This window comes from Rhizobium sp. BK376 (genome assembly GCF_004341625.1).
Classification (GTDB): domain Bacteria; phylum Pseudomonadota; class Alphaproteobacteria; order Rhizobiales; family Rhizobiaceae; genus Rhizobium.
Genome location: NZ_SLZG01000028.1, coordinates 12,255 through 38,670 on the forward strand (window position 1 = coordinate 12,255; position 26,416 = coordinate 38,670).

General features: G+C 58.3%; 21 protein-coding genes and 3 pseudogenes. 15 read left to right on the top strand and 9 right to left on the bottom strand.

The genetic code is table 11. The features are described 5' to 3' along the window. Positions 1 to 16 precede the first annotated feature (16 nt). On the top strand, positions 17 to 1,390 hold the full coding sequence (locus EV561_RS31785) for a serine hydrolase domain-containing protein (protein ID WP_132527907.1): 1,374 nt from the start codon (positions 17 to 19) through the stop codon (positions 1,388 to 1,390). Between the two features lie 115 nt (positions 1,391 to 1,505). Further along, positions 1,506 to 2,669, top strand: coding sequence for a M20 aminoacylase family protein (locus tag EV561_RS31790; protein ID WP_132527908.1), 1,164 nt, complete (start codon positions 1,506 to 1,508; stop codon positions 2,667 to 2,669). A 617-nt stretch (positions 2,670 to 3,286) separates the two neighbouring features. Here EV561_RS31790 and EV561_RS31795 read toward each other — a convergent pair. The 4 genes from EV561_RS31795 to EV561_RS31810 all read right to left on the bottom strand — a co-directional run bounded on the left by EV561_RS31795 (position 3,287) and on the right by EV561_RS31810 (position 8,543). Further along, the gene (locus tag EV561_RS31795) at positions 3,287 to 4,591 is read right to left on the bottom strand and encodes an MFS transporter (protein ID WP_132527909.1); all 1,305 of its coding nucleotides are present in this window, start codon (positions 4,589 to 4,591) and stop codon (positions 3,287 to 3,289) included. A 27-nt stretch (positions 4,592 to 4,618) separates the two neighbouring features. Further along, positions 4,619 to 5,770 (bottom strand): mandelate racemase/muconate lactonizing enzyme family protein, encoded by a 1,152-nt coding sequence (locus tag EV561_RS31800; RefSeq protein ID WP_132527910.1) that lies wholly within the window; start codon positions 5,768 to 5,770, stop codon positions 4,619 to 4,621. A gap of 122 nt (positions 5,771 to 5,892) precedes the next feature. Then, entirely contained in the window at positions 5,893 to 7,173 is a 1,281-nt protein-coding gene (locus EV561_RS31805; RefSeq protein WP_132527911.1) for an MFS transporter, read from the bottom strand. Positions 7,174 to 7,355: 182 nt separating this feature from the next. Next, on the bottom strand, positions 7,356 to 8,543 hold the full coding sequence (locus tag EV561_RS31810) for a mandelate racemase/muconate lactonizing enzyme family protein (protein ID WP_132527912.1): 1,188 nt from the start codon (positions 8,541 to 8,543) through the stop codon (positions 7,356 to 7,358). Positions 8,544 to 8,671: 128 nt separating this feature from the next. On the opposite strand from EV561_RS31810, the gene EV561_RS31815 reads away from it, so the two are divergent. Next, a complete protein-coding gene (locus EV561_RS31815; RefSeq protein ID WP_132527913.1) occupies positions 8,672 to 9,406 on the top strand; it encodes a GntR family transcriptional regulator in 735 nt (244 codons plus the stop codon). A 203-nt stretch (positions 9,407 to 9,609) separates the two neighbouring features. Here EV561_RS31815 and EV561_RS31825 read toward each other — a convergent pair. The 3 genes and pseudogenes from EV561_RS31825 to EV561_RS31835 all read right to left on the bottom strand — a co-directional run. Beyond that, positions 9,610 to 10,276: pseudogene (locus EV561_RS31825) on the bottom strand (sugar phosphate isomerase/epimerase); the annotation flags it as partial. Between the two features lie 72 nt (positions 10,277 to 10,348). Continuing rightward, positions 10,349 to 10,957 (bottom strand): annotated as a pseudogene (locus EV561_RS31830) (substrate-binding domain-containing protein). A 73-nt stretch (positions 10,958 to 11,030) separates the two neighbouring features. Next, positions 11,031 to 11,441, bottom strand: a complete 411-nt coding sequence (locus EV561_RS31835; protein ID WP_245513124.1) for a hypothetical protein — start codon at positions 11,439 to 11,441, stop codon at positions 11,031 to 11,033. A 563-nt stretch (positions 11,442 to 12,004) separates the two neighbouring features. Between EV561_RS31835 and EV561_RS31840 the strand changes: the two genes are divergently transcribed. Next, positions 12,005 to 12,946, top strand: a complete 942-nt coding sequence (locus tag EV561_RS31840; protein ID WP_165927994.1) for an acetamidase/formamidase family protein — start codon at positions 12,005 to 12,007, stop codon at positions 12,944 to 12,946. 53 nt (positions 12,947 to 12,999) lie between these two features. Here the strand turns inward: EV561_RS31840 and EV561_RS31845 are convergent, their stop codons facing one another. Then, entirely contained in the window at positions 13,000 to 14,493 is a 1,494-nt protein-coding gene (locus EV561_RS31845; protein ID WP_132527915.1) for an ABC transporter substrate-binding protein, read from the bottom strand. 966 nt (positions 14,494 to 15,459) lie between these two features. Here EV561_RS31845 and EV561_RS31850 point away from each other — a divergent pair. The 11 genes from EV561_RS31850 to EV561_RS31900 all read left to right on the top strand — a co-directional run bounded on the left by EV561_RS31850 (position 15,460) and on the right by EV561_RS31900 (position 26,176). Beyond that, entirely contained in the window at positions 15,460 to 15,699 is a 240-nt protein-coding gene (locus EV561_RS31850) for a hypothetical protein (RefSeq protein ID WP_165927992.1), read from the top strand. A 99-nt stretch (positions 15,700 to 15,798) separates the two neighbouring features. Next, the gene (locus EV561_RS31855; protein ID WP_132527917.1) at positions 15,799 to 16,017 is read left to right on the top strand and encodes a hypothetical protein; all 219 of its coding nucleotides are present in this window, start codon (positions 15,799 to 15,801) and stop codon (positions 16,015 to 16,017) included. A 589-nt stretch (positions 16,018 to 16,606) separates the two neighbouring features. Next, complete coding sequence (locus EV561_RS31860; RefSeq protein WP_132527918.1) at positions 16,607 to 16,882, top strand: hypothetical protein; 276 nt, start codon at positions 16,607 to 16,609, stop codon at positions 16,880 to 16,882. Beyond that, the gene (locus EV561_RS31865) at positions 16,872 to 18,332 is read left to right on the top strand and encodes an amidase (protein WP_132527919.1); all 1,461 of its coding nucleotides are present in this window, start codon (positions 16,872 to 16,874) and stop codon (positions 18,330 to 18,332) included. The genes EV561_RS31860 and EV561_RS31865 overlap by 11 nt, the downstream gene beginning before the upstream one ends. Then, complete coding sequence (locus EV561_RS31870; protein ID WP_132527920.1) at positions 18,329 to 19,252, top strand: ABC transporter permease; 924 nt, start codon at positions 18,329 to 18,331, stop codon at positions 19,250 to 19,252. Before EV561_RS31865 ends, EV561_RS31870 begins: the two co-directional genes overlap by 4 nt. Positions 19,253 to 19,266: 14 nt before the next feature. Continuing rightward, positions 19,267 to 20,184: an ABC transporter permease gene (locus EV561_RS31875; protein ID WP_132527921.1), complete on the top strand. Its 918-nt coding sequence runs from the start codon at positions 19,267 to 19,269 to the stop codon at positions 20,182 to 20,184. A 65-nt stretch (positions 20,185 to 20,249) separates the two neighbouring features. Next, complete coding sequence (locus EV561_RS31880; protein ID WP_132527922.1) at positions 20,250 to 21,827, top strand: ABC transporter substrate-binding protein; 1,578 nt, start codon at positions 20,250 to 20,252, stop codon at positions 21,825 to 21,827. Positions 21,828 to 21,860: 33 nt separating this feature from the next. Continuing rightward, positions 21,861 to 23,096 (top strand): amidohydrolase family protein, encoded by a 1,236-nt coding sequence (locus tag EV561_RS31885; RefSeq protein WP_132527923.1) that lies wholly within the window; start codon positions 21,861 to 21,863, stop codon positions 23,094 to 23,096. Between the two features lie 92 nt (positions 23,097 to 23,188). Then, entirely contained in the window at positions 23,189 to 24,178 is a 990-nt protein-coding gene (locus tag EV561_RS31890; RefSeq protein WP_132527924.1) for an ABC transporter ATP-binding protein, read from the top strand. A gap of 22 nt (positions 24,179 to 24,200) precedes the next feature. Continuing rightward, on the top strand, positions 24,201 to 25,214 hold the full coding sequence (locus EV561_RS31895) for a dipeptide ABC transporter ATP-binding protein (RefSeq protein WP_132527925.1): 1,014 nt from the start codon (positions 24,201 to 24,203) through the stop codon (positions 25,212 to 25,214). Between the two features lie 35 nt (positions 25,215 to 25,249). Further along, positions 25,250 to 26,176 (top strand): M14 family metallopeptidase, encoded by a 927-nt coding sequence (locus EV561_RS31900; RefSeq protein WP_132527926.1) that lies wholly within the window; start codon positions 25,250 to 25,252, stop codon positions 26,174 to 26,176. Between the two features lie 97 nt (positions 26,177 to 26,273). Here the strand turns inward: EV561_RS31900 and EV561_RS31905 are convergent. Next, positions 26,274 to 26,393, bottom strand: a pseudogene (locus tag EV561_RS31905) (IS5/IS1182 family transposase); the annotation flags it as partial. Positions 26,394 to 26,416: the final 23 nt, after the last annotated feature.

The window sequence follows — 26,416 nt, forward strand, 5'->3', positions numbered from 1 at the left end:
GACAGGGAGTAACCCCATGACAGAATGGCTCGATGCCGCCCTCGCCTACGCAGGCAGGTGGATTGACTTTCAAATGCAGCAGGCCGAGCAGCCTGGCTGCGCGGTTGCGGTGGCAAAGAAGGGCGAAGTCATCTTCGACAAAGCTTTTGGCGTAGCTGATCTAAGGACCGGCGAAGCGCTAGGAACAGAGCATCGTTTCCGTGTCGCCTCTCACTCCAAGACCTTTACCGCTGTCGGCATCATGATGCTGCAGGAGGCCGGCCGTCTACATCTGGACGATCGCATAGGCCTCTATATCAAGGATCTCGATCCGACGGTTGCGGACACGACAATAAGCCAGCTGCTTTCCCATTCCGGCGGCATCATGCGCGACGGACGCCTATCATCCCATTGGCAGGTGACTGCGCCGTTCTTCGACGCCGCAGCCCTACGGGAGGAACTGGCACTCCCGCTGACGATCGACGCCAACACTCGCTTCAAATATTCCAATCTCGGTTTTGGCCTCCTGGGTTTCCTTATCGAGGCAATCACCGACGAAGCCTACATCGATTGGATCATGCGCGAGGTCGTTATAGCGTCAGGCCTTAAACACACCACGCCGGATATGCCTCTAGCAGATGGGACGCCACTTGCCTTTGGTCATAGTGGTCGCCTGCCGTTTGGCCGCGGTGCGATCGACGGGCATCAACCAACCTTTGCGCTGGCCGCTGCAACCGGTTTCGTAAGCACTGCTGCCGATCTTGCCCGTTTCTTTTCAAGCCTTGATCCGGCCACGGAGACAAGCCTGCTTTCGAAAGCAAGCAGGCGCGAAATGGGTCGCCGCCATTGGCAGGTGCCACACAGTTCCGAGCCGCGTTACTACGGCCTCGGTACGATGCTGATGGATGCGGGAGGCCATGCGCTCATTGGCCACGCGGGGTCTTTCCCGGGCTTCATCAGCCGGACGGCCACTATACCTGAATGGGGCGTCACCTTATCGGTGGTTACGAATTCAGTCGACGGACCCGCCAATGCCTGGCTGGAAGGCATCGTATCCATCATGGACCGCTTCAGCATCCACGGCTCCCCTATCGAAAGGCTTGCCGACTGGGCCAGCCGTTGGTGGACGCTGTGGACGGCCATAGACCTTGTGCCCATGGGCGACAAGGTCTTCGTCGGCAATCCTGGAGGACTGAAGCCGTTCACGGATGAGGCCGAACTGGAAATATTAAGTTCAAACGAAGGAAAGATCGTCCTTGCGAATGGCTTCGCAAGCCACGGCGAGCCCGTCCGGCGCAGCTTCGACGTCAGTGGAAAGCCAGAACGCTTGCTCTTGGGCGGCAGTGATTGGTCCCCCGATCCGGCTCGTTTGGCGATTTCCTACGCGGGTCTTCCCTCCGGGCCGAAATAAGCTCCGGGTCGCTCTGAACAACCCTCCTTGTCCCTAGTGGTCGCATCGGTGCCGTCCATCGGCTGGCACCGACTGCGCAAGATCGATACTTTTTTTGCTTACCGAGGTTTCCCACATGCCCGTCATCGAACGCATCGGCGCTTACGCCGAAGACTTGACTGCTATCCGCCGTGATATCCACCAACATCCGGAAATCGGCTTTGAAGAAGTGCGTACCTCCGGGATCGTTGCCAAACGGCTTGAAGAATGGGGTATCGAAGTGCATCGTGGCATCGGCCGGACCGGTGTGGTCGGCATCCTGAAGGGCGATCTCGGCGGCGGTCGCCGCATTGGCCTGCGGGCCGACATGGACGCCCTGCCGATGGAGGAACGCACCAACCTGGCCTATGCGTCGAGATACCCGGGTCGGTTCCATGGATGCGGGCATGACGGCCACACGACGATGCTGCTTGGTGCTGCACGCTACCTCGCGGAAACACGCAATTTCGCTGGTACCGCAGTTTTTATTTTCCAGCCAGGCGAGGAGGGGTGTGGTGGAGCTCGTGCCATGCTCGCCGATGGCTTGTTCGAGCGTTTTCCCTGTGATGAAATCTATGGCCTGCACAATGCGCCGAATGATGACCCCTATCGCGTTGGTATCAAACCAGGCCCGGCGATGGCCGGCGCGGATTTCTTCGATTTACGCATTCGCGGTCGCGGCAGCCATGGCGCCATGCCCGAGCACTCGCGCGATCCGATCATCGTCGCTACGGCTCTGGTTCAGGCGCTGCAGACGGTGGTCAGTCGCAATATCAGCCCGCTCAAGCAGGCTGTCGTATCGGTCACTCAGATCCACTCGGGCAGCGCCTATAATGTGGTACCGGAGGAAGCGGTAGTTTCTGGCACCGTGCGATTTCTGGACAACGCGGTGAATGAACTCATCCGCAGCCGCATTCGATCGATCGCAGAAGGTCTCGCGGCATCGTTCGAGGTCGAAATCGAGGTCGATATTCGGAATGTCTTCGATGTGTTGATAAACACGGAAAGCCTTGTTGAGGCCTATATGGAAGCCGCGCGCGATGTCGTGGGAGACAGTCAAGTGTATCTGAAAACGAAGCCCGTCATGGGCAGCGAAGACTTTGCTGACATGCTTCACGCTGTTCCGGGTGTCTACTGCACCATCGGCCACGCCGGCGAGGTTCCCGTACACAATCCGGGCTTCATGCTCGATGACGGCATTCTGCCTATCGGAGCAAGCTTGCTTGCCCGGATCGTGGAGAGGAGGCTCCAACACTTTTGATCACTGATGCGAAGGCCTCATAGCGATGCCGGTCTCTCTCGCGCCATCGAGATCGCGGCTGTGCCAATGGCCGGATCGGTTTTGCGGCCGTCGAGCGTCAGCACGCCGGCCAAGCTTGCGTCGTGCACGCGCGATCACCTCGAAGAGGCCTGTTCAGCAACGGACTTGGCCTACCCACTCTCGGTGAACAGTTTGCGGTTGCCATGCCGCACGCGCGCCGACGCAACGCTCGCCACTAGTTGCACAGACTTGTAGGCGCACAATCTTGGCTGCGAGGACCATCCCATCGCGCGATCCAGCCCACGGCTAAATTGCTACCAACACGCTATGGCACGGAGGTCGGGTTACCACCCCCGTGTGACATCAGCGGTTGGTCCTGTCAGGCCAAATCGGCGACGAGGTTTTCCGGCAGCAGGCTCAGAATGTTGCCACGGATCGATGACTGACCTTTTATTGCAACCTGGCTCCTCATCGCCTCCGACGGCCATTCAAGATCGCCTTAAGCGCCTTGTTGAACGCTCGGCGTCCGATAGCAGGTATCTGGCTTCATTATCGGGGACCGCGCCTGTAGCTGGATCACGGACTTTCGTTAAAAACCTGATTGGCGCCCGCCGAGCTTACTCGACAACCCTGTCCATGCGTCCCACAAGGAAAATGTAGGACAATGCCGCAATGATCGCCAGAATCGAACAAAGTGCCAATGCCGGCGCAAAGCTGCCGCCCTGAACCAGATAGCCGATCGCGATCGGAATAACGATACTCGAAAGGCCCCCGAACAGATTGAAGACCCCGCCAGTCAATCCGATTAACCGCTCCGGTGCGAGAGCTGACACGTATGACCAGGTGATCGAGGCCATTCCGGTACCAAAAAAAGCCACTGCTAGAAAAAGAATGATCAGAGCTGGGCTCTCGACGAACTGCGCGCCGACGATCAGAACCGAAAGAGCAATTCCGGTAAGAACTGGGATTTTGCGAGAAGAACTGAGGGTAAAGCCGCCACGCAAGAGCGCATCAGAAATGAATCCTGAAACAAGAACGCCTGCAAATCCGGCGAGAAATGGCACCGAAGCGTAGAAACCTGCTTTGATGAAATCGAGGTGTCGGTATTGAACCAAATAGGTGGGAAACCACGTCAGGAAAAAATTCGCTGAAGCAAGGTAGCTAAATTGGCCAATATAAATTCCCCAAAGCTTTTTCTTGCTCAAAACGATCTTCAGATCGGTCCACGAGAATGTCTTTCGGTGCGCCTGCTCGGATTGAAGACGGGAGCTTAGCTCTGGAACGCCGCCGCCGGATTTAATCAGATCAAGCTCGGCGTCATTCGTTCCGCGGAATTGGTGTGGGTCGCGGTAGATCGTAGCCCAGAGCACGGCTGCTATGATGCCAAGAATACCAGTTAGAACGAAGACGGAACGCCAACCATAGGCGGCTTCTATCCAAATTAGCACAGGTGTCAGAAACCCAAGTCCGACATACTGCGCTGAGATGTAAATGCCAATTGTGCTAGCGCGCTCCCGCTCCGGGAACCAGGTGGTGACGATTCTGTTGTTGACGATGTAGCTTGGAGCCTCGAAAACGCCGACGAGCAACCGGAGAATAAAGAGACTGACGATGCCTGCGACGAAACCAAGGCTCAGCGTCGCGATCGACCAGACCAGAATGGTCAGTGGGTAGACCACTCTCGGATGAACCCGGTCCGCTATCCATCCCCCTGGAATTTGCATCGCCGTGTATGTCCAGCCAAAAGCCGAAAAGAGCCAGCCCATGGTCACAGGATCAATCTTTAATTCTCCTGAAAGATTTGGGGCTGTGATGGATAGATTCGTCCGATCCAGATAATTAATGACCCCCGTCAGAAATAATAGCGCGGTTATGACAAAGCGTGTTCGGCTCGGGGCCGCGAGCGTAGCCGATATGGACATATATCCTCCTCCCAAAGTTTATTGTGATTACCAGTTTGTAAAGCTTCCATCCCGGCGCCGAAGGTGCGGCGGCTCGAAAAACTGAAAGTCCAGTTTTCTCAGGGCATCTTCATTGACCTCAATGCCAAGCCCCGGGCGGTCCGGAACCTTATAATTGCTGCCCTGGAGACGAACCTGTTCGGGAAAGAGCTCCGTTGCGTCGAATCCCAGCTGCTCGACCGGCGAAGAGCGGCATTCGAGCCAGGAGAAATTTGAGACAGCGGCAGCAAGATGGACGGTCGCAGCTGTACAGATTGGGCCAAGGGGATTGTGCGGCATGAGGTCGACATAATGGGCTTCGCTCCATCCCGCGACCTTCATCGCTTCGGTGAAGCCTCCGACGTTGCAAATATCCAGTCGATTGAATTGATGGATGTCCCGCTCGATGTAAGGAAGAAATTGCCATTTGGATGAAAACTCTTCGCCAATCGCGAAGGGGATATCCGTCATTCGCCGCAATGCCTCATAGGCCTCCGGCGTCTCATCCCGTATCGGCTCCTCGATGAAGTCCAGCGTCCCGCTTGGCATTTTCTGACAGAAGGATGCAGCTTCCGCAACGCTCAGTCGGTGGTGATAATCTATCCCCAATACCGCTGCCGGCCCAAGTTCCTCTCTCACCTTGACCATCCACGGAGCTGTGCGCGCGATTGATTCCCGTGGCTCGAAGATGTCCGTCGAATGTTGTCCCCATGGCACAAACCGAATGCAGGTCCAGCCGGCGTTCATGAGTATTTTGGCCTGCTCGACCATTTCGGGACCAGGATCGGCGGGCGCCGTTGCGAAAGCGGGAACAAGGTCACGCTGCTTTCCACCCAGCAGGTCGAACACCGGGACACTCAATGCCTTCGCGCGAACATCGTGGAAGGCGATATCCAGCGCGCCGATTGCCGCTGACAAAACGCGTCCGCCTTCGAAATACTGGCTGCGGTACATCTCCTGCCATAGCGCACCAGCTCGCCTGACGTCGCGGCCCAGAAGAAATTCACTGTAGTGTCTGATCGCACCGACAACCGCATGCTCGCGACCCGTTAATCCGGATTCGCCCCAGCCATAGATGCCATTTTCAACGGTAACCTTGACGAGAAGCTGGTTGCGGTGGCCTACCCTCGGGGTGAAGCATTCAATCTTAGCAATTTTCATCGGTATCTACTTTTGGAATGGTTTAAGATTAGACGGCTCGGGGTGATCGGCGCATTGGGTCCCGAATGGCAAGGGCCATGGAGAATGCCTTCCCAAAAACGCTCGGCATTGTTCATTGCGCATCAGTATGCTCTCGCTCGATTGCCACTCTGCCAGCCGGCTTCAAAGCTTTTCGTCATCACACCGAGCAAGGAGGCAACGAGAAGCGATCCGGATAAAAGGAGAAACGATGCATCAGGCCCCCCTGTTATCGCGTTGAGATAACCGATGAAATACGCGCCCACAAAAGCGCCCAGTATCCCGACACTGTTGATCAGTGCCAACGCTCCTCCCGCGACATTCCGAGGCAGGATTTCGGGAATAGTGGCGAAGAACGGTCCATACGGGACATAGAGCGCTCCTGCCGCGAGAACGATCGCAATATAGGCAAGCCAAAAATGCGAGTTTCCAGACAAATAGGAGACAAGAAAACCGGCTGCTGCCAACATTTGAAACGGCCAAATGAAGGGGCGCCGTTTCTGGACCTTGTCTGACCATGTCGAGCCAGAGAACATCAGGATTGCACCAAGCACATAAGGCACGGAACTAAGCCAACCAATCTCGGTCATGCCGTAGTTGGAACCGCCTTTCAAAATGGCGGGCAACCAAATGACCAACCCGTTCGCGCCGACGCTCCAGAACATGTACTGGAAGGCGAGGACCCATACCGTTGGCTTGGCAAGCGCTTCACGGTAGTTGCGGACGGGCTCGATTTCGCCTTGCTCTTCAGCAAAGGCATTCTCCAGATCCTCGCGCTCCTTGGGTGAGAGCCAACTCGCCTGGGCAGGATGATCGTTGACAGCATAGAGCCAAACGGCCGCCAGAATAACTGCTGGCACACCCTCGATCACGAACATCGCCCGCCACCCGAATTGATCGACGAGATAACCCGATAAAATCGACATCCAAAGAAGAGTAATCGGATTGCCAAGGATCATGATGCTATTTGCGCGTGACCGCTCTTTTTTGGTGAACCAATGGCTCAAAAAAATCAGCGTGCCTGGGAAAACAGCACTCTCAACGACGCCCAGCAGGAATCGATCGGCAAACAACAACGACAAATTGGTGATGAGGCCGGTGCCAGCAGCAAGTAGCCCCCACAGAACCATGCTCCAGAAGATCAGTTTTCTAGCGCTGTAGCGCGTGGCATAGTGCGCGGCTGGTATCTGAAAGAGGAAATTGCCTAGGAAAAACAACGCCCCCAGAAACGAATTTGCGTTATCCGTAATGCCCAGGTCCTTCGCCATGCCCGCGGCGGATCCAAAGCCATAATTGGCCCGATCTACGATCGCGACGCTGTAGACGACGAACACGACCGGTGCGATTCTGAGCCATCGCGATGGCGCAAGGTTGACGTTCTCCATTTAAACTCCTCCCCTTTCCAGTGTTCTCCAAAGGCCCGGAACTGCGACAGGCCGCCAACGGCGATCCTCCTCCACAGCTTGCAAGAACGTCAGCATTGCTGTTCGATCGCGAAGGTCGTCGCGGAAACGCCCTTCTGCCTCCTAACGACGGCGGAAGCCGATTTTCGCAGCTGCTTTTTGCGTCACATCAACGTGTCCAACCACGCGGTCATGCCGCCATTCTCTTGCCACATCGATTCGAGCCCCTCTTCCCGATAAGGATGTTCGCGTGCGACTTCATCGTTGAGTTCGATCCCACCTAGCCCCGGTTCAGATGAGATCGCATAGGACCCGTCGTTGGGCATCGGACAATTTCTCACCAGCTGCTGTCGCCAGGGCACATCGAAAGCGCTAAACGATTCCTGCTTCCAAACATTTGTCGTGCATGCGTCGATCTGCAGCGCGGCGGCCGTCGCGACAGGCCCGAATGGGGAATGAAAAGAGACAGTGACGTATGCCGAATCTGCTATGGCCGCAATCTTGCGCGATTCGAGTATCCCACCGACCTGGATTGGATCTGGCTGTAGGATAGCAACCTCGGACGCCGCGAGTAATTGCGGCACGTGGTAACGGGAATAGCATCTTTCGCCGGTGGCAAGGCGGACGGGTATGGACCGGCCGACCTTCGCAAGTGCCTGGGCGTTTTCGGGGTCGACAGGCTCTTCGAACCAATAGACATCGTAGTCCGCCAGCCTGCGACCGACGTCGATTGCGGTGCCGACGCTAAAGCGCCCGTGCCCGTCGACGAGGATATCTACGTCCGGACCAACAGCGTCACGTACAATCGCGACCTTCTCCATGCCACGTCGGATATCCGCCGTCGCAGGATCTCGGCCGAGGGCCCAGAAGGGATCGAATTTAAGTGCTGTAAACCCCTGGGCGACAACTTCGCGGGCTGCGCCGTGTAGGTCGTCAGGATCCTTTCCCGCTCCCGTCCATCCGTTGGCGTATGCCGGCATCGAGTCGCGCACCCTTCCGCCAAGCAGATCGTGGACCGGCCGCCCCAAATGCTTTCCGCAGATGTCCCACAGGGCCATTTCAATTGCTGCGATGGCACTGTTCAGAACAGGTCCCCCGCGAGCATATTCGTTGCGATACATCGCCTGGACGAGACGCTCGATCTCAAAAACAGAATTGCCAATGACGTAGCGGCGGAAGAGAGTGACCGCCGCCGTTTCGACAGTCTTCGCCTGCCATTGCATGGTGCCTTCACCCAGGCCGGTCAGGCCGTTGTCCGCCGTGATTCTGACAATTAGAAGATTGTTCCAGGGCCTTCCCACCAGGAATGTTTCTATCCTGATCGCCTTCGGTGTTCGATTTTTCACGGCCATACCTCAACGTGCGTCTTTATCCAAAATTATCCGACTATTTTATAAAATCAACAGACGATTTTCGATATTGTATGCGGTAGATCGGAGTTGATGATTGTGCGAATATCGGCAGAAAGCAGAGAACGCAGATGGACATTGAAGAGAACACGCTTAGGACAAATCGCGACGAACCCGCTCCGCCGTTCGAGGGCATGGCCAAAGAAAAGTCCGCGACGCATTATGATACGTTGCGCGATCTCATTCGCGCTGACATTACGTCATCCTTTTTCAAGCCAGGACAACGGCTTGTCGTCGGCGAGCTCATCAAACGGTACAATACCAGCCCCCAACCGGTCCGCGACGCGCTGAACCAACTCCAGGGTGAAGGCTTCATACTTATCAGCCCCAATCGAGGGGCCAGCGTCCGCATCCTTGATGAAAGCTTTGTGCGCAATATTTTTGAGATCCGCGCGCTCTTGGAGCCGCTTCTGGTCGAAAGATTTTGCAGATATTGCACATCTGCGATGATCGAAGAGCTGAAGGGGGTGCAACTGGACTTCGAGATTGCCGTACGCGACGAAAATGCAGACATAGTTGAATCTGCCAATTCGAAGTTCCACGATCTGATCTTCCGCTCCGATCCCAATACAGAGGCCATTGAAGTCCTGGAACGATATGCAGATTTGCTGGAGTCCTTCCGTCGGCGCCTGCCCTCGATTCCATATCGAATGCGGGCCAGGATCGAGGAACACCGCGCCATTCTCGCAGCATTTGAGGCTGGTGACCCAACGGTTGCAGCAGACGCTGCTAGGCGTCACGTTCGCGCTGCTGGCGATGATTTCCTCGAGGCCATGCGGCAGATCAAGGGAAATCGGCTTGGATGACCCCACCCGATTTCACCTGTCGCACACACGGAAACCCACCGCGCCCGCTCGACTTCGCCATGAAGACGCCATTTCGTTCTGCCTCTGGCGCAGACTATTGCTGTCTCTGATCTTCCTGCCTGAAGGCCCGTCGCTTGCCGCAAACCTTCCGGCGGCGCTGGCAGGTTTCTCAAAGCTCGGGCTTCCTGCCCTAATAATGCTTGCCAGCCGATGGCGACGGGCGCATCAAAAATTGCTGCGAAATTGATGTTGTCAGTCCCGAGATAGCCACGGTGGCTTTCGCCGATATGAACATAGCCAATCTTGTCGGCTGCATGACGGAACAAGCCCGACGTCCGCCTCCTCGATATTCATATAGAACGTATAAGGGCGAAGAAAGACATTAGAAGCGCCCGTGTCCGTCATATATTGCATACCCTGTGCGGCCATGTTCAGCACGTTACTTTCGAAGCGATTGACGATCTCAAGATTAAAGCGTGACGCCGGACGCCCTTGCCCGGTCCGCTACCTTCGACAGGGCGGAGACACTGATATCCCACGCCTGCCTCGTCAACGCCTGTTCCTGTTTGCCGTGGGCCGAGCTCAGGATCCCGGCCAATTTAGTGCCGCCAAGGTCGCGCACCAGGGCCACTGCCCGGTCGAGGATGTCCTGGCCATTGGCTATGATAGGCGCGTCCGCACTCGAGATGTCGCCTTCCGGAGGTAGTCCCATGCTGATCGCCACATCGAGATTGAGCTCCTTGATGCGTTCTGCGAGCCATTTCACGTCGACCTGCTTTGGATCGAGATACGAGAACTCGATCAGTTTGTGGCCCAGCTCTTGGACGAGCCTGCGCTCCAGACAAACGAGTGAGCACCGATTTTCGACATGTGACGACCAATCCTTTCGTTCAGATAGAGATCGGGGCCCGCGACCAAGCGGGTCCTTTCCGTGCGGCGCCCTTATCGAGCAGCAGTCCGGCCCTTGTAGTCCTTGATGTTGTCCGCAGTGATCAGCTTCGGATCGAGCAGAACGGTCGGCTCGGACAGCTTCTTGCCGTTCAGAACGTCGACGGCCATCTTCAGGGAGTCGCCGGCCATTGTGTATGGGTCCTGTGAAGCGGACGCCTTGATCATCGACTTGCCGCTTGCCAGCGACTTCTCGATGTCGGGCGCGCCGTCGACCGATGTGATGAAGAACTCGTTTCGGCACTTGCTTTGCGGCGAGCTCCGCACCAATGCCCGTCGGGTCGTCGATCGCGAAGACCGCGTCAATCTTGTCGAAGCGAGTCAGAAGGCCCTCAGCATGATGATGTCGACGCCTGCTGCGATGAAGCTGTCGATCTGCGAGACCTGCTTGTTGAGGTCATAGTCGGCCGATACGGATGTGACCTGAACATTCGGATTGATCTTCTTGGCGCTGTCCCCGATGCCCTTGATGGTCGCGACGAAGAACGGGTTGCCGAACGGGCCGACAGAGATGCCGATCTTGTTCAAGCCCTTGGCGGCAGCAGGCATCGCGATGGCGGCCGCGAGTGCGGTGCCGACAAGCAGTTTCGAAAGTGCACGCATATTATTCCTCCATGTTGGTGACGCTCCCGGCGCACCCAGTTTTCCGGCAGATTCCGGTCCCCTGAGCCGTATGTCATGTACGGCTAAGTCCTTTTAGCCTGTAACGGTCGAGCGTCACGGCGACGATGATGACGAGCCCTTTGATGATGTACTGCCAGATGTCGGAGACGCCGACGAGAATGAGGCCGTTTGAGAGCACGGAGGAAAGGCCGCGACCGACCATCATCGAGACCAGTTTGGACGCGGAGAGATCCTGGCGATCGAGAGTACCGACGTAGCTGCTGTCGCGCAGGACGCTGACACGGTCGGCAAGCTGATAGATCTCCTCCATGCGATGGTTGATGTAGATGATGGCACCCTGCGCCTTCAACCCGGCGATGACTTCGAACAGGCGATCCGTCTCGCGAGACGTCGGTGACGTCGTCGGCTCGTCCATGACGATGATACGGGCGTTGGTCGTCAGCGCTCTTGCGATTTCGACCATCTGCCGCTCACCGGGGGACAGTGCGGCGACCAACTCATTGGGACCGAATTCGATTCCCAGGCGTCAGGATTGGCCGGGCGCGGGCGCGGGTCGTCGCCTTGTCTAGCACTCCGTACGTGAAGGCTTAGCACCCAAAAACATGTTCTGGGCGGCAGTGAGATTCGGCGCGAGCGAAAGCCTGGTATATGCCGGAGATGCCGCTCGCCTTGGCGCGGATCGGATCGCCCGACACGATGTCAGGACGGCTTTTGGATCACGTTCTGATGTACAATGACCCCTGCCCGGATGCTGGAATCGCCGAAGCTATCGCGGCCGCAGCGCACCAACGCCGCTCGCTTCTGCATCCAGACGTTTGTAAGTCCTGAATGACGCCGCTGCAGGCGATACCTGCTTTTGATCGACTGCGCGACAAGCTTCCCCTCCCGGCAGACTAAAATGGCGCTTAAGCCGGCGAATGGCATCGCGATTGCATGACTACATCAGCGGTCGTCTGCCGCACCTTAAGGATCTTGGCCGCTCAGGCCGGCAGGCTCACCGGCCTGCGCGAAAATCGAGGATTTATTATTATGTTTCATACCTTGCATGCTTCGCCCGAAAACTGCGCCTGGGGCTTTTTCGACCCCGCCCAGCCGCCAGCCCTGACCATCGACAGCGGCGATACCGTCACCATCGAGACCGTCTCGGGTGGCCCCGATGTGCTGCCGAAGGGTGATTTTCATATCCCGCCGGAGCTTCTTGATATTCACGCGAGGAGCAGACAGGAAATGCCGGGGCATATTCTGACCGGTCCGATTGCGGTACTCGGCGCGAAGCCCGGCCATGTACTGGAAGTACGGATCAAGGATGTCCGGCTTCGACAGGACTGGGGATATAACGTGATCCGGCCGCTCGCCGGAACGCTACCCTACGACTTCGAGACGGCACGGCTGTTGAACATTCCCCTCGATGCCGAAGCGGGCGTCGCCCGCCTGCCCTGGGGCCTTGATCTGCCGCTCGCGCCCTTCTTCGGCGTGATGGGCGTCGCGCCGCCCGCCAATTGGGGCCGCATTTCCTCAATTATGCCACGCGCGCATGCCGGCAATATCGACAACAAGGAATTGGTCGCAGGAACAACGCTTTACCTTCCTGTCTTCAACGAGGGCGCGCTATTTTCCTGCGGCGACGGACATGGCGCGCAGGGCGATGGCGAGGTCTGCATCACGGCGATCGAGACCGCCCTCAGCGGCACCTTCGAGATGATCGTCCGCGACGATCTGGAACTCACCTATCCGCAGGCGGAAACGCCGACCCACTACATTACCATGGGCATGGACCCCGATCTCGACCAGTGCGCGGTGATGGCGCTGCGCGATATGATCACGTTGCTGGGACACAAGGGCGGCCTGTCGCGCGAGGATGCCTATACGCTCTGCAGCCTCGCCGGCGATCTCAGGATCACCCAGACCGTCAACGGCTGCAAGGGCGTCCATATGATGATGGCGAAGAACCTCGTGGATCGCGGCTGACCGCTGGAGCCGGAGGATTCCCGGCTCCTTTTTCTCCATCTTGAGACCGGCTTTCACGCCCCCTTGGTGACGCCCTTGAGGCTGATCAATCCGGTCGGCAGAGGCGTGAAGCCCTTGATATCCTTCGAGAGTACGAAGGGCCACGGCTGATGGTAGAGATAGATGATCGGCAATTCGTCCTGCAGGACGGATTGAGCATCATCATAGAGCTTCTTGCGCGCATCGAAATCAGGCGTCACCTTAGCCTGGTTCAGATCCTTGTCGACCTGATCGTTGCAAAGCCCTGCATAATTGAGCCCGGCCTTGCAGACGACGAAGTCGTGGATATTGCCGTCTGGATCGTAGCGGCCCGACCAACCGGTGAGCAACGCATCGAAATTGCCCTGCTGCGCCTGCTGCAGCATCGTCGTGAACTCGACCGCGTGGAGCTTGATATCGAAGCCTGCCTCCGCGGCCATCGCCTGGATCATCTCGGCGATCTGCTCGCTGGTCGTCGAATTGGCAAACATCAGTTCGAACGAGACGCGGTCGACCCCAGCCTCCTTCAGCAGTGCCTTGGCTTTCGCGACATCGCGTGTGGTGACGGGAAACGCCGTGTCGTGATAGGGGCTGATCGGTGTGAATGGCTGCTGCGCCGGTTCGAACGTGCCCGCGCCGACGACATCGTTGATGACGTTGCGGTCGATCGCCAGCTCCAGCGCCTGGCGCACGCGCTTGTCCTTTGCCAGCGGCCCGCTGGCGCGGTTGCCATTGCCGACATTGATGGTGATGCCCTGATAGCCGACGCTGGTGATCTGCGCGAGCTGCAGTGTCGGATCGCTCTTCACCGAGGGAATATCCGTCGGCGCCAGCCGTTCTAGCATGTCGAGCCCGCCCGATTTCAGGTTCGCGAGGCGCACCGTCGTATCGGGCATGATCATGAAGGTCACCTTGTCGAAATGGTAGTCGGCGGCATTGCGATAGTCCGCGAATTTCTCCAGCGTGATGCTGTAGTTCTGCTGGCGCGTCACGAACTTATAGGGGCCGGAGCACACCGGCGCGGTGACGGCGCTGTCGAAGCTGGCTGGCGAAAGCATCATCCCGGCGCGGTTCGACAGCTGCGGCAGCAAGGTGGGATCGGGCTGCTTCAGCTTGATTTTAAAGCTCAGATTATCGAGAACATCAACGCTGACGACCGATTGCAGCTCCGATTTGCGCATGCTGTCCGGCATGGTTCGCGCTCGGTCTAGATTGGCTTTGACGGCTGCGGCATCGATCGGCTTTTCGTCGTGAAACTTGAGATTGGGCAGCAGCGTCATCGTCAGTTCGGTTTTGTCGGCACTCCACGACCATTTTTCCACAAGCTCGGGCTTCGCTTCCAGATCCGCGCCGACCGCGACCAAGCTGTCGCACAGCGATTCAAAAACGACTTCGCCGACGAAGGTGCGCGAGCGCGCGGGGTCGAGGCCGTCGAGATCGTCCTGAAGGCCGATCTTCAATTCGCTGGCCGAGGCGCCGCTCGCAAGCAGCATCGCTCCCATGATTGGAAGCAGATAAGAAAATCTCATTACGCTCTCCTAATTGCTGGCTGAATATGGTCTTGACAGGAGCCGGCGCTTGGTTTTGCCGCGGGCAATAACAGCGGCTGCCCTGCCCCATCGTCGTACGCAAGATATGCACGTCATACGTCCGCGCATTGGTCGACAAACCGTCCTGCCAAGTAAAACGGAACGGCGTGTCAAAAGCCAAATTTCGGGACGTGCCCGTGGGTCACGCAAATGGCGTGCCAGATATCCAAGCCTTTAATAAGGAAATTCCAAAATTCATTTCTCCGTTATTCCTAAAAACCAGGCCGCGCCCTGGTCTGTGCAAATCCGAACGCGCATGCTAGTAGCCCTGACGTGAATTTCTTGGTCCTTGCGGCTTATGTGACAAGCTGGTCGACATCACCCCGGATGGAAAGCTTCAGCCGCGGTTCTCGACCACTGGAGCTGGTCGCCCGACAATCTGACGCTCACGCCTAAGTTTCGAGACCACGTTTTTTTCGGGACGGCGCGTCGATGAACGCGGCGGGATCAACCTCGATCGGTAGCGCAATGATCCTATCTCCTGGCGGAAATTCGAGCTGAAGCCCGTCGCAATGCCGTCGATCCCTCGACTGTCCCATCAAGCTGAACCAGGCGTACGCGCCGCTCGTCAGCGTGCTCCCAACCGCGGCGGTCCCTTCGAATTCGCCGATCGCGTTTCGCAGGATCACTCACGTTGAAGCGGTTCGATCGCTATTGGAACGCCGCCCCCATCTCGCCGCATTCCGTGGCCTACCGCATGATCCCGGACGATAGCGTCCGGCTCATCCGTCTACGCTCGGGCGAATCCAGACTTGATCCAGCGGCTTTCGCCGAGCGATATGGCGACCGTCGCTGGCGATGCCCGTCTGAGGGTCATCCAAGAGGCCTTCGACGGCTTTCGACCTAATTTCCATTAACGTCAATCAGGGCGACACGGCGCAGAAATCCTCTGGGCATGGATCCCGGGTGGGCCAGGCATTCGAGCTTTCGCTGGACCTCGACGCCCTCAACCAGGTGACCTATGAGGGCCTGTTCGTGCCGGCAAGCCAGACAGAACCTGTCGGAATGCAGTTCTATGACAAGGCGCACCTCATGCGGCGAGACGTCGAAAAGCAGAAGGCGCTGCTGGCGCAGACAGGGACGCCGAGCCCGTCCTTCACGCTTCCGTCGCCAATAGCCCGACGCTGGAGCAGATCGGCCAGATGATTCAGTCGATGGCATCGGAGGCGGCTTCAACGGCAAAATTCAGACGCTGGAATCCTCGACGCTCGCCGTAAACTCGGACGCCGGAAATATCAGGCCTCCATGGCGATCTGGAGCGGACGACCGGATCCCGATGGCAATATCAGCCCCTGGATCACCTGCGACGGATACCTGAACTGGGGGCATTATTGCAACGCCGATCTCGACAAGATCCTGATGCAGGCATGGCAGACGACCGATGCCAGCGAACGGGCCAAGCTCTATTCGCGGCGACCACCATCTACTTGCGGACACGCCGATTATCCTCCTTTACTACTATAAGTCGCTATGGTCAGCCAAGAAAAATGTCGACGGCGTCGTCCCCGTCCCCGACGGGCTGATCCGTCTGCAGGGCGTGAACAAACGACCTCGGGCTGACGATTTCCTCAACGCATCAGAACGACGATGCGCCTCCTGAAGGCAAACCAAGGCGAGGATTTAATCGCAACGCATAATAATTGTGCGAATGCAAAATTGCACAAAAAAGCGTTTGACGGGCGATCAGGATATGCAATCAATTGAACCAATCAAAATTGGTTCACTCCTTCCAGGAATTTCAAGGGGCACCTTGCGGGACAATCTTGGACTGAAGAAGCGCTTTTGGCCGCTATCGCAGTTCACCAAGCTGCGGGCAAAGACCCGCAGGGTTTCGGTCGTTTTCCGGCATCCCCATGAACTGTACTAATATAATCGAGCAGCCCTCCAAACCGTTCTCTCAACTATAACGGACTGAAGGTTTTTGAGGTCGCGTATAGATTGGATTCTGTCGTCTTCAGAATCAATTTATGGCTTAATCGGCGTTGACACACTTTCTTACCCATGAAATTGTAACAGCAGATTAATACAGTCCGTGTGGCTTATAGGAACTCCCATGTCTCCTGTTCTCACCGAACCTCCCTTGCCGGAGGCGGCCAGCCATTACCCCCAGATGCATGAAGGCGACCGAACGCGGATTGCCGAGACACTGGCCAAGGCGGTCTCTCTGCTGCATCCGGAAGGTCTCGATGACGGCCAATTGCGCGAAATTGCTGCAAATCTCGAGGCGCAGATTGCGAACACTGAAAAGCTTCACCGTTTTGCGCTGACCAACGCGATGGAACCGGCGTTTTCCATTCAGCTATATCCGGGCCTGAACGATGACCGATGACGAGATTGCGTTTCTCTCGATCAGTGAATTGGGACGACTATTGAGGGCCGGAGAGCTTTCACCCGTTGAACTCGCGAAGCTTTGTCTCTCTCGCCTTGAACACATCGCGCAACCCTTGCGAGCGGTCGTCACTATCATGGAAGAAACAGCGCTCCGTGAGGCAATGCTCGCGGAAGCCGAATTGAAAGGCGGTCTCGACCGCGGTCCGCTGCATGGCATTCCCTATGGCTTGAAGGATATTATCGCCGCAGTCGGTGCGCCGACCACCTGGGGAGCCGAACCTTTTCGGGATCAGACCTTCGCGCAGGAGGCGACCGTTACACGAAAGCTTCGCGACGCCGGCGCGATCCTCGTGGCCAAGCTTGCGACGGTCGAGATCGCCGGCGGCATGGGATATAACAACCCGAACGCCTCGCTGACCGGCGCTACGGCAAACCCCTGGAATCCCAGCCGCTGGACCAGCGGCTCTTCCAGCGGTCCAGCCGCCGCTGTCGCATCCGGCGTGGTCCCATTCGCGATCGGCAGCGATACGAGCGGCTCCATCCTTTTCCCGTCCGCTGTCACCGGCACGGCCGGATTGCGGGCGACCTATGGCCGTGTCAGCCGCCTTGGTGCGATGACGCTTTGCTGGACGCTCGATCGCCTCGGCCCCATGTGCCGGAGCGCAGAAGATTGCGGGCTCGTGCTCGAGGCCATCGCCGGGCATGACGTCAACGATCCTTCCAGCCTTAAGCGCAGCTATCGGTATCACGATCGCCAAAGGCGCAAGCGTGGCTTCCGCTTCGGTGTCGTGGAAGGATGCTGCGAAGGCGCTCATCCGGACGTCGAGGCCAATTTCCGCAATTCGTTGCATACGCTTGCGGACATCGGCACGGTTGAAGAAGTCAGTCTGCCGGATTTCCCCTACGCCGAAGTCGCGCAGGTGGTGACAGCAGCCGAAGCCTATGCGGCGTTCGACGATTTCGTTGCCGCGGGCCGCACGGTGGAATTAACTGCCCTTAAGGCCGCCGGACTCAGAATGGCCGCCGCCGTTCTCCCTGCTCACGATTACATCCGGGCGCAGCGGATCAGGCGTGTGATTGCCGAGAGCTTTGCAAAGATCGCCGGCCAGTACGATGCGCTTCTCGCCCCTTCGCTCGGAGCACTTGCGTCCGATATCGACAAGGATTTCGAATACGGCCTTCCCCGTGCCTCGGGTCGGCGGCCGCTCAATCTGGCCGGCGTTCTGGCGGGCACGCCCACGGTATCGATCATCAACGGCCTTGGAGAGGGTTGTCTGCCGACCGGCATTCAGTTTGCCGGTTCTGCCCTTCAGGAGAATACCATTTTGGACGCAGCCCATGCTCTGGAGGAAAGGACGCCGCACCGGAATTTGCGGCCGAAGATCGCAACGCTTGCGGCCGGTCGGGAGCTTGCGGGCCAATCCGCATCGAAGGGCTCAAAATCATGACGAGCTATGTCCTGAGACGCGTTATTGCGATCGTGGCACTGGCCTTCGGCATCAGTGTCGTTGTCTTCATGATCATCCGCCTCATTCCTGGTGATCCGGTCATAACTTTGCTCGGGACCAATGCCAGCGATCCGACGGTCGTGGAGCGGTTGCGTACACAGCTCGGCCTCGATAAGCCGCTGATCGTCCAATATTGGCTTTGGATATCCAACGTCTTCCAGGGCGATTTCGGCTATTCCTATGGCTACCAGCAGTCGGTGAGCTCTCTGCTAGCCGATAATTTCCCCGCCACCATCCAGCTGACCATCGCCGGCCTCGGCCTCTCAGTGATCTTCGGCCTCATCTTCGGTGTCATTGCCGCACTAAGGCGCAATCGCGCCGCCGATACCGCCGTAATGGGTATTGCATTGACCTTCATGTCGATCCCGAGCTTCTGGCTCGGGCTGCTTCTCATCCTCGCCTTCGCCGTCACCATTCCGTGGTTCGACGTCGTCGGCGGAACGTCGCTCAAGGGGCTGGTATTGCCGTCTATCACGCTGGCCCTGGGCTCGATCGGCTTCAATGCCCGTTTCGTCCGATCCAGCATCATCGCCGCACAGGTCCAGCGCCACGTCATAACCGCTCGCGCGAAGGGCTTGACGCGGTTGCGGGTCTTTTTTCGCCATATCCTTCGCAACGCACTGCTGCCGATCCTGACCATTGTCGGGATACAGGTTGGCCAGCTTCTCTCGGGCACGGTGATCATCGAGACGGTATTTTCCCGCCCCGGGATCGGCCGGCTCCTCGTACAGTCCATTCTCGCCAAGGACTATCTGACGGTCCAGGCCGTCGTTCTGATCATCGCCATCATCTATGCGCTGACGAATTTCATCGTCGACCTTCTCTACCCGGTCCTCGACCCTCGAATAGCGAACCGATAGGCGGAGAAACGACGATGAGCATAGACGCGAACATGTCCCATCAGAGCCAGCCGCCAGCCACCAGCAACGCAGCGGAAGCAATCTCTCCAAAGCTCTCCCGAATTAGGACGATCGCAAAGGCCTTCAGCCATCCGAGCCTGCTGATCGGGTCGATTATCTGCATCGTCCTTATCTTTCTGGTGGCTGGCGCTCCTCTGCTGACCTCGATCGATCCCAATGCCCAGGATCCGATGGCGACCTTCTCCCCACCGTCGATGGACCATCTGATGGGCGCAGACGCGTTTGGCCGAGACATGCTCTCTCGCGTCCTCTATGGCGGTCGCGTCACCATGCTGTCGAGCCTGCTGGTGGTGACTATTTGCGGCGTTGCCGGCACCGCCATCGGCCTGGTCGCCGGCTATTTCGGCGGCGTTGTCGGCTTCACGATCATGCGTATCGTGGACCTGTTCCTGGCATTTCCCGGCATTCTACTCGCGCTCGCGGTCACCGCCATCCTGGGGCCGGGCCTGATAAACGGCGTGATCGCCATCGCGGTGGTACTGGTGCCGATCTATGCGCGACTGGTCGAAGGTGCCTCGGCAGAGGTGCGACATCTGCCCTTCGTCGACGCAGCGACCACGCTCGGATCCGGTCACGGCTGGATCATCATGCGGCATATCCTTCCGAACGTCATGTCTGGCATCATCGTGCTGACCACGACCTGGCTCGGCATCGCGGCCCTGTGGATCACCGCCCTTGGCTTCATCGGTCTCGGCGTGCAGCCGCCGACGCCGGAATGGGGCGCCATCCTCAATGACGGCCAGACCTACATCACGCTCGCATGGTGGATCACCGTCTTCCCCGGCATCTTCCTCTGTCTCTTCGTCATTGGCGTCAACCTGATCGGCGACGGCTTGCGTGACGAACTCGATCCGACGCTTGCCAGGAGGTGAGCGCACAGAACCACAGCTTTCGATCAACCAGCAATTATTCGACAATTATAAAGAGGTGTGAGCAAATGAAAAAACTGATGACGACCTTCGTTGCAGCCGGGAGCCTTGCTTTCGCCGTCACCGCGAATGCGCAAACCGCGGCGCCCAACAAGAACGCCAAATTGACCATCGGCTGGGCGGAGCCGGTCGATTCACTCAACCCGGCAACGACCGGCGCCCGCGACGTCGGTCCGATCGATGCCAACATCTTCGACACGCTCGTCTGGCTGACACCCGATTTTCAGATCACCCCGCATCTCGCGACGAAATGGGCCGTCTCCAATGACGGCAAGACCTATACGTTTACCCTTCGACAGGGCGTGACCTTCCATGACGGCACGCAGTTTGATGCCGACGCCGTCGTCGCCAACGTAAAATACATTACCAGCAAGGATACGCAGTCGAAAATATCGATCGGTCTCCTCGGTCCCTGCACGACAGCAACGGCCGTCGACAAATATACCGTGCAGTTCACCTGCACGACCCCCTATGCTCCCTTCCTGGCGCAGCTTGGCGAACCCTACATGGGTATCCAGTCGCCGAAAGCCATTGCGCAGTATGGCAAGGATCTCGGCCTTCATCCGACCGGCACCGGCCCCTTCGAATTCGTCAGCTACCAACCGGATCAGCGCGTCGTCCTGAAGCGCTACGATGCCTATAATTGGGGACCGGAAGCGGTGAAGCACGCCGGCCCGGCCGATATCGCCGAGGTGACCTTCCAGATCGTTCCGAATTCGCAGGCGCGCGTCAGCCAGTTCCAGAGCGGCCAGTCGCAGCTGATGCAGGAGACGCCCGGCGTTTATTGGAACGCTTTTAAGAAGGCGGGAACTTATGGTGCGCTGCCAGTGCCGATCAGCGGCATGGGCATTTTCGCGCCAATCAACGCCTCGAAATTCCCCACCAGCGATATCGCCGTGCGCAAGGCGATCATGTACGCCATCGACAAGAAGGGTGTCATCCAGCTCGCCGAGGCCGGCGTCTTCCCGCCGAGCAACACGCCGCTGCAGCAGGGCATGACCGCCTACGATGCATCTCTTGAAAATGCCTATCCCTACGATCCGGCCAAGGCCGAGGCGACGCTGAAGGACGGCGGCTGGACGAAGAACGGCGATTTCTGGGAAAAGGACGGCAAGCGGCTCGCCTTCACCATCAATGCGATCTCGACCGTTCCTTCCTATCCTCTGCTCGCCCAGGCGATGCAGGGCTATCTGCGCAAGGTCGGGATGGATGTCCAGGTTCAACAGCTTGCGGTTCCGGCATGGTTGAACGCCAATATCAACGGCGACATGTCGATCACGCCGCTGCAATATATCGCGGTCGACCCGGATGCGCTGCATTTCTGGTTCCTGCCGGGGCAGTATTTCAACTGGAGCAAATATTCCGATCCGGCGCTGTCGCAGCTGATTAGCCAGGGACAGCAGGAAGCGGATCCGGCGAAGCGCGTCGATATCTATCATCAGGTGCAGAAGACACTGATGGATCAGGCCGTGATCATGCCGATCCGCCAGAACATCGATCTTGTCATGACCTCCAAGAAACTGACGGGCGTCACCTATTCGGGCGGCGGCTTTGAATACCTCTTGCCGGCCTCGCTCGCCGACTGAGTGATTGTTGCGTAAACGCAAGGAGTTCTTGAGATGACTACTCTTATCCGTGCAGACAGGCTGATCGACGGAACCGGCTCCGCGGTCGTTGAGAATGCCGTCCTCGTTATCGAAGAGGGCAAGGTTGTCGGTGTCTATCCCAGTCAAGCGCCCGATTCAGTCGTCTCGCCTGATGCCGAAATTCTCGATTTTCCCGGCTGCACCATCATGCCGGGGATGATCGACACCCATGTGCACCTCAACATGCCCGGTGACGGCACGTTGCTGGAGACAGTTGTTCGCGAACCGGAGGGGGTCCTTGTGGCCACCTCCGCGTTTACGGCACAACGCGCGCTTGCCGCTGGCATAACCACGGTGCGCGATCTCGGCGCCTCGGGCACCACCGTCATCAATCTCCAGCGCGCGCTGGAACTTGGTCATGGCGTAGGCCCACGCATCCTCTCCTGTGGCCAGCCGATTACCATCACCGGTGGCCACACCTGGTATTTTGGCGGTGAGGCCGACGGCATCGACGGGCTGCGACTGAAGGTTCGCCAAATGGCGAAGATCGGCGCCAATTTCATCAAGGTCATGGGAAGCGGCGGCGGGACTGTCAACACGCTCTCGTGGCGGCCGGCCTATAACCGTGAGGAGATGCGCGCTCTGGCGGATGAGGCACATGCGCTCGACCGCAAGATCGCCGTGCATTGCCTGTGCGCGGACTCCATCGACTATGCGATCGACGCCGGCGTCGACCAGATCGAGCATGCCGGCTTCATCACCGACTCCAAGGGTAACCAGAAATACGTCCCTGAAGTCGCGGAAAAGCTTGGCAAATCAGGCATTCCGGTTACGAGCACGCTAGCGGTTGGCGGCTCCGTCGTCGAGATCATGACGGCGAAGAAGGATCGCACGCCGACGGAGGACGCTTTCCTCGAACGCTGGATCAGGATGCTGGACGACAACCTCTCTCAGTTCCGCAAGCTGCGGGACGCCGGCGTGTCCTTCGTGGCAGGCACGGATGCCGGCTGGCGCTTCACTCCTTTCGAGGGACTGCCGCTCGAGCTTGAGCTCATGCATCGAGGCGGCATGACGACAATGGAAGCGATCGTCTCTGGAACCGGTTTTGCGGCCAAGGTCATCGGCATCGACGACAAGGTCGGAACCCTGACGAAGGGACTGGCGGCCGATGTCATTGTCGTTGGCGGCAACCCGCTCGACAATCTCGGCGCGCTTCGCGATCTCAAGCTCGTCATTCAGGGCGGAAAGGTCCGCAGCCGGGCGCAATAGGAGAAAGGCGCGGGCGCGATCCTGGCGCCCGCAAGCCTCTTATTTCGACCAGCCGGCACGGATGGAACCGTGTCATTATTTCGGAGAGTATGATGTTGAGCGCCAATGCCGAGCGGAATGCTGATACCGCTCCACTCCTCAAGGTTCGGGACTTGCAGACGCATTTCAGGACGTCGCGAGGCACAGTGAAGGCCGTGAACGGTGTAAGCTTCGGTCTTGCCGTCGGCGCCAGCCTGGGAATCGTCGGCGAGTCGGGTTCGGGCAAGAGCGTCACGTCGCTGTCGATCATGCGGCTGATCGAGCCGCCGGGTTTCGTTGCCGGCGGGCAGATCCTCTTCAAGGGAAGAGATATCGTCACCTTTCGCGAACGCGAAATCCGCAGCATGCGCGGACGCGAGATCTGTCTGGTCTTTCAGGATCCGATGACTGCGCTCAATCCCGTCTATACCGTCGGCGCGCAGATGGTCGAGGCATTGCAGGCGCATCGGCCAATCAGCCAGCGGGAGGCCATGGAGCGTGCGATCGAGCTATTCCGGCTCGTCGGAATTCCCGCGCCGGAACGCCGGGTCCACGAATATCCGCATCGCCTGAGCGGCGGCATGCGACAGCGCGTGACTATCGCCATCGCGCTCGCAAACGAGCCGGATCTGCTCATCCTCGATGAGCCGACTACGGCGCTCGATGTTACCATTCAGGCGCAAATCCTAGACCTTATCAAGGACCTGCGTCAGCGCATCAATACCGCAGTTCTGTTGATCACCCACGATATCGGCGTCGTCCGGGAAATGTGCGAGGATGTCGTGGTGATGTATGCCGGCAAGGTCATGGAGAAGGGAACGGTTGGCCAGGTGACCGATGATCCGAAGCATCCCTATACCGTCGGTCTTCTCTCATCCATTCCCGACCCCAGGATGCGCGGGCATCGGCTCAGTGCGATCGGCGGGGCGGTACCCAGTCCGCTCCATATGCCGTCGGGCTGCCCCTTCCAACCGCGATGCTCCCGGGCAATGCCTGCCTGTTCGCAAATGCCGGATATGAAGGATTGCGGCGACGGCCGGCTGGTCGCCTGCTGGCTTTATTGATGTGCCGAGAAATGAGGATGCCATGACCGTACCGGCGCAAGACCAGGCCCCCCCGATCCAGAGAAGCGTCTCCGACGATGTCCTACTCGAAGTGCGGAACCTGAAGACACATTATCCCAGTCGGAGCGGCGTGCTCAGCCAGAAGACCGATTGGGTGAAGGCACTGGACGACGTTTCCTTCAGTATCCGCCGGGGTGAGACCTTCGGTCTCGTCGGTGAATCCGGCTGCGGAAAATCGACGCTCGGCCGCTCGATCATGCGGCTTGAACGGTCGCAATCCGGCGAGGTTCTGTTCGAGGGAGAGAATGTGCTCGCAGCCTCTCCCTCCCGGCTCAAGGCGCTGCGGCGGAATATGCAGATGATCTTCCAGGATCCCCATGGAAGCCTGGATCCGCGGATGACCATCCGCAGTATCATCGCCGAGGGTCTGACAATCCAGGGCATGGGCCGCGACGAACGCAATGAGCGGGTCGAATCCCTGATCGAGGTAGTCGGCCTGCGCAAGGAGCATCTCGACCGCTATCCGCATGAATTCAGCGGCGGCCAGCGCCAACGCATCGGCATCGCCCGCGCCCTGGCGTTGCGGCCGAAATTCGTCCTGGCCGACGAGCCGGTCTCGGCGCTCGATGTCTCCGTACAGGCGCAAGTCCTGAACCTGCTGGCCGATTTGCAGAAGGAATTCGGCCTGACATACCTGTTCATCGCTCACGATCTGTCGGTGATCGAGTATTTCAGCGATCGTGTCGGCGTCATGTATCTCGGCAAGCTGGTCGAAGTCGGATCCGCCGAAGACCTCTATGCTGACCCCAGGATGCCCTACACGCAGGCATTGCTGTCGGCGATACCCGGAACGAAGGAGACAAGCGGCAAGGATCGCATTGTACTTCACGGCGATGTCCCCAGCCCCCTTAACCCACCTTCCGGCTGCCCCTTCCGTACCCGTTGCTGGATGGCCACGGCTGTCTGCTCGAAAGACGTGCCGAAGCTTCGGGAAGTTCGTCCCAATCACTGGGCTGCCTGCCATTTTGCAGGCTAGCTCAGGCCGCCAATATTCAAGCAGAGGATTTTTCCATGGCAAGTTTACCAGTCTTCAAAACGGGTCAATCGAGGACCAAATTCGGTTATATCAAGCCCGTCCAAGACCTTGAAATCCCGTTTGCCATTATCGAGGGGGCACAGAGCGGGCCAACCCTGCTGATAACCGCCGGCGTTCACGCATCGGAATTCTGCTCCATCGAGGCTGCGGTCCGGATGATCCAGACGAAGCCTGAGGAGATCAAGGGCACGCTCGTCATCCTGCCTATCCTGAATGTCGAGGGCTTCAGCAAGCGCAGCATCTACATCATGCCGCAGGACGGAAAGAACCTGAATCGTATGTTCCCCGGCAATCCAGACGGTACGCTCGGCGAGCGCCTAGCGCATTGGCTGGTGAGCGAGGTCTATCCGAAAGTCGATGCCTATATGGATCTGCACGGCGGCGACCTCGACGAAAGCCTGGCGCCGTTCACCATCTTCCCCGGCGCCTGCGAAAAGTCGAAGGCGATGGCCGAAGCCTTTGGTCTGCCGGTCGCTGTCGCATCTGCGCGACCCGGTAACAGCATCAACGGCGCCTATGGCGTCGGCGTTCCCAGTATCTTGCCAGAGATCAGCGGAAATGGTCTATGGAACGAGACCACAGTCGGCATGATGTTGGACGGCATTCGACGTGTCATGAAGCACATCGGCATGATCAATGAGGCGCCAAAGCCGGCGACGGACGAACCGATGAAGGTATGCACCATGTGGGTTCCGACCGCTCCGGTTTCGGGGCTCTGGTATTCCAACAAGGAGCTTTCGGAGACAATTTCGAACGGCGATTTGCTCGGCGAGATCAGAAACGTTTTCGGTGAGACGCTGGCGCGGATCACATCGGAAAATGATGGTTTCATTCTTTACCGCATGTCAAGCCTGTCCGTAAACGAGGGAGAAGCCTTGCTCGGGGTTGGCGTGCAGGCCTGACGGGTTTTCAAACTCGGGTTCTGTCAACGGAATGATCCGTGAGAGCGTTGGTGCGGGGATCGTGGTATTTTCGGACTCTGATCTTTGATGCCGTCGTTTAGGCGCTGGTTGTCATGCAACGAACGGATTTCGGTCGTGTGCACGCGAGCATGCGACGAAGGACGGCGCAGCCGATGGCGACGTCGGTCCGTTGCGCTTTGAAGGATCGCGCTCTCAGTGGCGATCCCGGCGCTTCACGAT

Excerpts from the sequence above, each read along its gene's own strand:
- EV561_RS31785 (WP_132527907.1), top strand. The coding sequence starts at position 17 with ATGACAGAATGGCTCGATGCCGCCCTCGCCTACGCAGGCAGGTGGATT.
- EV561_RS31790 (WP_132527908.1), top strand. The coding sequence starts at position 1,506 with ATGCCCGTCATCGAACGCATCGGCGCTTACGCCGAAGACTTGACTGCT.
- EV561_RS31795 (WP_132527909.1), bottom strand. The coding sequence starts at position 4,591 with ATGTCCATATCGGCTACGCTCGCGGCCCCGAGCCGAACACGCTTTGTC.
- EV561_RS31800 (WP_132527910.1), bottom strand. The coding sequence starts at position 5,770 with ATGAAAATTGCTAAGATTGAATGCTTCACCCCGAGGGTAGGCCACCGC.
- EV561_RS31805 (WP_132527911.1), bottom strand. The coding sequence starts at position 7,173 with ATGGAGAACGTCAACCTTGCGCCATCGCGATGGCTCAGAATCGCACCG.
- EV561_RS31810 (WP_132527912.1), bottom strand. The coding sequence starts at position 8,543 with ATGGCCGTGAAAAATCGAACACCGAAGGCGATCAGGATAGAAACATTC.
- EV561_RS31815 (WP_132527913.1), top strand. The coding sequence starts at position 8,672 with ATGGACATTGAAGAGAACACGCTTAGGACAAATCGCGACGAACCCGCT.
- EV561_RS31835 (WP_245513124.1), bottom strand. The coding sequence starts at position 11,441 with ATGGTCGAAATCGCAAGAGCGCTGACGACCAACGCCCGTATCATCGTC.
- EV561_RS31845 (WP_132527915.1), bottom strand. The coding sequence starts at position 14,493 with ATGAGATTTTCTTATCTGCTTCCAATCATGGGAGCGATGCTGCTTGCG.
- EV561_RS31855 (WP_132527917.1), top strand. The coding sequence starts at position 15,799 with ATGGCGATCTGGAGCGGACGACCGGATCCCGATGGCAATATCAGCCCC.
- EV561_RS31860 (WP_132527918.1), top strand. The coding sequence starts at position 16,607 with ATGTCTCCTGTTCTCACCGAACCTCCCTTGCCGGAGGCGGCCAGCCAT.
- EV561_RS31865 (WP_132527919.1), top strand. The coding sequence starts at position 16,872 with ATGACCGATGACGAGATTGCGTTTCTCTCGATCAGTGAATTGGGACGA.
- EV561_RS31870 (WP_132527920.1), top strand. The coding sequence starts at position 18,329 with ATGACGAGCTATGTCCTGAGACGCGTTATTGCGATCGTGGCACTGGCC.
- EV561_RS31875 (WP_132527921.1), top strand. The coding sequence starts at position 19,267 with ATGAGCATAGACGCGAACATGTCCCATCAGAGCCAGCCGCCAGCCACC.
- EV561_RS31880 (WP_132527922.1), top strand. The coding sequence starts at position 20,250 with ATGAAAAAACTGATGACGACCTTCGTTGCAGCCGGGAGCCTTGCTTTC.
- EV561_RS31885 (WP_132527923.1), top strand. The coding sequence starts at position 21,861 with ATGACTACTCTTATCCGTGCAGACAGGCTGATCGACGGAACCGGCTCC.
- EV561_RS31890 (WP_132527924.1), top strand. The coding sequence starts at position 23,189 with ATGTTGAGCGCCAATGCCGAGCGGAATGCTGATACCGCTCCACTCCTC.
- EV561_RS31895 (WP_132527925.1), top strand. The coding sequence starts at position 24,201 with ATGACCGTACCGGCGCAAGACCAGGCCCCCCCGATCCAGAGAAGCGTC.
- EV561_RS31900 (WP_132527926.1), top strand. The coding sequence starts at position 25,250 with ATGGCAAGTTTACCAGTCTTCAAAACGGGTCAATCGAGGACCAAATTC.